This is a genomic window from Arthrobacter sp. Y3221157 (assembly GCF_059089865.1).
Genome location: NZ_JBNHFD010000147.1, coordinates 1 through 4,458, shown reverse-complemented (window position 1 = coordinate 4,458; position 4,458 = coordinate 1). Strand labels below are relative to the sequence as shown.

Sequence of the window (4,458 nt, the reverse complement as noted above, 5' to 3'; positions counted from 1 at the left end):
GGACCGCCCTGGCCGGAGTTGCCGCCCTGCCCGCCGGCGTTGCCGCGGCCGCCCGCTTTTCCGGGTCCTCCCTGATTCCCGCCGGAACCGCTCATTCGAATACCACGCCTTCCAGTGAAGCCAGGCCGCGTGCCCAATCAGCAGCGGACATCATCTTTTTCCCGGCCGGCTGGATCCGGGTCAGTTCAACGGGGTGGGATCCTGTACCCACGAGGACACTCTTGCCGTGCAGCGACACGGCGCCGGGCGCCAGCCCGTCCACGTCGGGACGAAGCTTCACGGGTTCCAGTTTCACGCGCTGCCCGTCCAAGAGTGTCCAGGCGCCGGGCTCCGGGGTGACACCGCGGGCCTGCCGGGAGATGGCGAGGGCAGGGTGGCTCCAGTTGAGGTGCCCGTCCTCGAGCGTGAGTTTCGGTGCCAGGGAAACGTCGCCGGACTGCGGGACCGGGGACGCCTTCCCTGCCTGGATGGCCGAAAGGGTCTGCGCCAGGAGGACAGCACCGCTGTGGGAGAGCCGCTCCAGCAGCTCTCCGGCTGTGTCCTCCGGCCCCACCCTCTCGGTGAGGGTGCCGAAGACAGGCCCGGTATCCAGGCCTTCCTCAAGCTGGAACGTGACAGCCCCGGTGATATCGTCCCCGGCCATCACTGCGCGCTGCACGGGCGCCGCGCCGCGCCAGGCGGGCAACAGGGAAAAATGCAGGTTGACCCAGCCGTGCCGGGGTATGCCGAGGGCAGCGGGCGGAACAAGGCCGCCATACGCGACGATGGCTGCGACGTCCGGTTCGGCTTCCGCGATCCTGGCCGTGGCTTCGGCGTCGACCCGGGACGCACGGATCACGTCGATGCCCAGTTCCGCGGCCCGGGCGGCAACCGGCGACGGCGTGAGCACGCGTTTACGCCCGATCGGGGCATCCGGGCGGGTCAGCACGGCGACCACGTCGAAGCCGGCCTCCACCAGGACATTCAGGGACGGGACGGCGACGGCGGGGGTGCCCGCGAAAAGGACCCTCACCCGGCGCTGCCGGCGGCGCCGGTTCCGAAGCTGGAGCCGCCAAAGCTCGAGCCGCCGAAACTCGACCCGACGGTCTTGGCGCGCTTGGCCGTGGTCCGTTCCGTGACGGCGTCGTAATTGGCGTTGCGGATGGAGCGCAGGGCGGCCTTCCGGTCCTCCCCCTCAAGCCGGTCGGTGTAAAGGATGCCGTCCAGGTGGTCGTTTTCGTGCTGGAAGCAGCGTGCCAGCATCCCCTCGGCGTCGACAGACACCGGGTTGCCGTGCATGTCCACGCCGGTCACGCGGGTTGCGCGGAACCGGCGCACGGGGAAGCCGAGGCCCGGGATGGACAGGCAGCCTTCCACCTCGTCCTCCTGGTAGTCAGTGCTGTTTTCCAGCACTGGGTTGACGATATGTCCTTCCACGCCGCCGATGCGGTACGTAAAGACACGCTGGCTGACGCCCACCTGCGGCGCGGCGAGGCCTGCACCCTCCACGTCCTCCATGGTCTCGGTCATGTCGGCGACAAGTTTGGCAAGCTCGGGTCCGAATTCCGTCACGGGCTCGGCGACTGTGCGGAGCACGGGATCGCCGATGATGCGGATATTCAGGATAGCCATGCGCTGTTTTTCCTCACGGTTTGCGGCAAAGGGGACCAATACAGTTTAGGTGCAGTAACCGGCGTCAGGCCGTCCGGGCAGGCACCAGGGGCGGCGGGGCGATGGGAAGCAGCGCCGTTCCGGCGCTGATTGTGTCCGCGGACAACTCCCACACCCGGCGCAGTGCGCAGAACTTCCACCAGTGGTGCTTGAGGACCTCGGGGTTGGCACGCACGGGACGGACTTCGGTTTCGCCGATGGCCACTGCCAGCAGCACGGGGTTGTCACCGTACTTCCAGGGCTCCCAGGTTCCCGCGACCGGGTCCACCAGGCTTTCCTCCGCCTTCATGCCCGCCACCAGCTGCATGACCACCTTGTCATCCAGCGGTTTGACCGTGCCGTCACGGGTTGTGCCCTTGGTCTTGTAGTCGATCAGGCAGACGCGGCCGTTGATGCGGGCAACAAGGTCAAGCGTTCCGGCGTACCCCACGGAGTTGTTCCACACAGTGATTTCCGGCGCGATGGGTTCAACCCGGAAGAGCTCCCACCATTCGTCGAACCGGACAGCGAACGCTTCTTCACCGTTGGCCGCCAGGGCTTCCCGGGCTTCCTTCATGGCATGGGGGCGGCCGAGTGCCCGGAGCGCCACCTGTTCACAGTAGTAATGCACCCGGTCCCCGCGCCGGGCTGCCTCATCCCGGTAAGTTTCGGCAGCCTTGGCCGCCCGGTTGATTGCCTGCTTGATCTTGGCCGGGCTTCCCAGGCAGTCCGCCAGCAGGGGATCTTTCGCCAGGCTGCTGGCCCCCATGTACCCGAACCACCCGTCCATGCCATGCGGCTGCTGGCTGATGACGGTAGTAATGGACGGCACGGAAAACTGCTCCGTCGTGGACCGGGCGTACATCCGGCCGTATTCCGTGGCGTGGGCAAGAAGCGGATCAGTCATGGAAAAGACTCTTTCACAGGGGGCCGACAAAGTCTCCGGGCGATGGTCCGGGCACAAAAAAGGTCCGCTTCCCCTGCTCATTGAGCGGAAACGGACCAATCTTTGGTGGGCGATACTGGGTTCGAACCAGTGACCTCTTCGGTGTGAACGAAGCGCGCTACCACTGCGCCAATCGCCCTGATGCATTTGAATGCTAGCCCACGTTTCCGCCATTTCAAAAATCGGCGGCACCCCGGGCATCGACATTCCCTGGATGCCACTCAAGAAGACCACAGGCAGGTACCCCTATAGGAGAACTCCGGCCCGCCGCCGTCGGGAATTACACAGCTGTAACTTGCCACTTCCGCGCCATTGCAGGGAAGCAGGCACATCGGCGCCGGCTGCGGCACCCCCGATTTGGAGAATCCCGGAACCTCCTATATTGTTTTTACTCGTTGGAACGCGAGGAAATGCCGGGAACGGCAGCGAATCACCCTCCAAAATGCGGACGTAGCTCAGCTGGTAGAGCACCACCTTGCCAAGGTGGATGTCGCGAGTTCGAATCTCGTCGTCCGCTCGCAGGACACTGTCACAGCAACGGTTCCCCGGAATCAGCGCTTACACGGTGGGTTGGCCGAGAGGCGAGGCAGCGGCCTGCAAAGCCGTATACACGGGTTCGAATCCCGTACCCACCTCGGTGAAAACCATGGTTTCCGGATGCCATCCGGTGCAATGGGCGATTGGCGCAGCGGTAGCGCGCTTCCCTGACACGGAAGAGGTCACTGGTTCGATCCCAGTATCGCCCACTCGGCAAGGTCCACTTGCCACAACGCAGTCCGGTTTCGGCCGGAACGCACATGCGGACGTAGCTCAGCTGGTAGAGCACCACCTTGCCAAGGTGGATGTCGCGAGTTCGAATCTCGTCGTCCGCTCTCTTACCTTTTACACAACCCATACGCCGGTCTCCCGGTTCCGGGCGATTGGCGCAGCGGTAGCGCGCTTCCCTGACACGGAAGAGGTCACTGGTTCGATCCCAGTATCGCCCACACTTTGCAGCAGCTCTTCGGAGCTGCTTTTTTGTTGTCCGGACTCTTCCACCCCCGTGATTGCGCTGCCGGCGAACGCCCAAAGCCCCCGATGTCCTTGGCAGGCCTTTCCGGCAGGTCTAGGATCGAATGCGCGAGGAGCGACCTGGCTCCGCGATTGAAGGGAGGTGCTCGTGGGACTAATTGGCGACCTAAAGGGCAAAGCTCAGGGTCTCATCCGTGGCAACGAGCAGGCCATCAAGAACGGCATCAGCAAGGCCGGTGATTTCGTCGACACCAAGACCGGAGGCAAGTACTCAGGGCACGTCGACAAGATCCAGAATGGCGCTTCCAAGCTCATTGACAAGAACGGAACCCCGGGCCAGGCACCTGCCGCCGGGCAGGTTCCCCCGGTCCCTCCCGTCAACCCGGTTCCCCCGGCTGACAGGACACCGTAAAGGATTTGGCCAGGGCTTTGCCCTAGTACGTCAACGGGGCGCGGGTCCCGCCGGGAGGCGGCACCCGCGCCTTTGGCGTTTAACCCGCTCCGGCCGGATCCCGCATCGGGCTGAGGCTGTCCGATTCCTGCCGTGCCGTCCGGCACCGGTAACCTGCGGGTATGGCGAAGTCCCCTGCATCCTTCAAACTGCAATCGGCCGGCGCTCCATCCAGGCTGGATTCGCGGCCTATCGTTGCGGGCATGGTCACCGCCCTGGTGGGCTTCACCTCATCCTTCGCCGTTGTCCTCGCCGGCCTGAAGGCCGTGGGTGCCGACCCCGCCCAGGCAGCGTCCGGCCTGCTGGCATTGACGCTGGCCGTGGGCCTCGGCGTTGTGCTGCTGGCCTGGCGTTCCAAGGTGCCGGTTACCCTGGCGTGGTCCACGCCCGGGGCGGCGCTGCTGGCCACATCCGGAGCGGC

The 4,458-nt window shown here is 65.1% G+C and carries 5 protein-coding genes and 6 tRNA genes; 7 read left to right on the top strand and 4 right to left on the bottom strand.

What is annotated here, in order from left to right; all coding sequences use genetic code 11:
• Positions 1-91: 91 nt before the first annotated feature.
• From fmt to AC5RTT_RS19795, 4 genes are all read right to left on the bottom strand, one after another.
• Positions 92-1,012, bottom strand: a complete 921-nt coding sequence (gene fmt / locus AC5RTT_RS19810; RefSeq protein WP_494146598.1) for a methionyl-tRNA formyltransferase — start codon at positions 1,010-1,012, stop codon at positions 92-94.
• Positions 1,009-1,611, bottom strand: coding sequence for a peptide deformylase (gene def / locus AC5RTT_RS19805; protein ID WP_494146597.1), 603 nt, complete (start codon positions 1,609-1,611; stop codon positions 1,009-1,011). The genes fmt and def overlap by 4 nt, the downstream gene beginning before the upstream one ends.
• A 64-nt stretch (positions 1,612-1,675) precedes the next feature.
• Positions 1,676-2,536 carry a cytochrome gene (locus AC5RTT_RS19800; RefSeq protein WP_494146596.1) on the bottom strand — a complete coding sequence of 287 codons (861 nt, stop codon included), beginning with the start codon at positions 2,534-2,536 and terminating at the stop codon, positions 1,676-1,678.
• A 103-nt stretch (positions 2,537-2,639) separates the two neighbouring features.
• Positions 2,640-2,714, bottom strand: a tRNA-Val gene (locus AC5RTT_RS19795).
• 305 nt (positions 2,715-3,019) lie between these two features.
• On the opposite strand from AC5RTT_RS19795, the gene AC5RTT_RS19790 reads away from it, so the two are divergent.
• From AC5RTT_RS19790 to AC5RTT_RS19760, 7 genes are all read left to right on the top strand, one after another.
• Positions 3,020-3,092 (top strand) — tRNA-Gly (locus AC5RTT_RS19790).
• A 47-nt stretch (positions 3,093-3,139) separates the two neighbouring features.
• Positions 3,140-3,210: transfer RNA gene (locus AC5RTT_RS19785), tRNA-Cys, on the top strand.
• Between the two features lie 39 nt (positions 3,211-3,249).
• Positions 3,250-3,321: transfer RNA gene (locus tag AC5RTT_RS19780), tRNA-Val, on the top strand.
• A 53-nt stretch (positions 3,322-3,374) separates the two neighbouring features.
• A tRNA-Gly gene (locus AC5RTT_RS19775) sits at positions 3,375-3,447 on the top strand.
• A 42-nt stretch (positions 3,448-3,489) separates the two neighbouring features.
• Positions 3,490-3,561: transfer RNA gene (locus AC5RTT_RS19770), tRNA-Val, on the top strand.
• Between the two features lie 173 nt (positions 3,562-3,734).
• Entirely contained in the window at positions 3,735-3,998 is a 264-nt protein-coding gene (locus AC5RTT_RS19765; RefSeq protein WP_494052939.1) for an antitoxin, read from the top strand.
• Positions 3,999-4,159: 161 nt separating this feature from the next.
• Positions 4,160-4,458 (top strand): benzoate/H(+) symporter BenE family transporter (locus AC5RTT_RS19760; RefSeq protein ID WP_494146595.1); only part of this gene is annotated, 299 nt, incomplete at its 3' end.

Excerpts from the sequence above, each read along its gene's own strand:
- def (WP_494146597.1), bottom strand. The coding sequence starts at position 1,611 with ATGGCTATCCTGAATATCCGCATCATCGGCGATCCCGTGCTCCGCACA.
- AC5RTT_RS19800 (WP_494146596.1), bottom strand. The coding sequence starts at position 2,536 with ATGACTGATCCGCTTCTTGCCCACGCCACGGAATACGGCCGGATGTAC.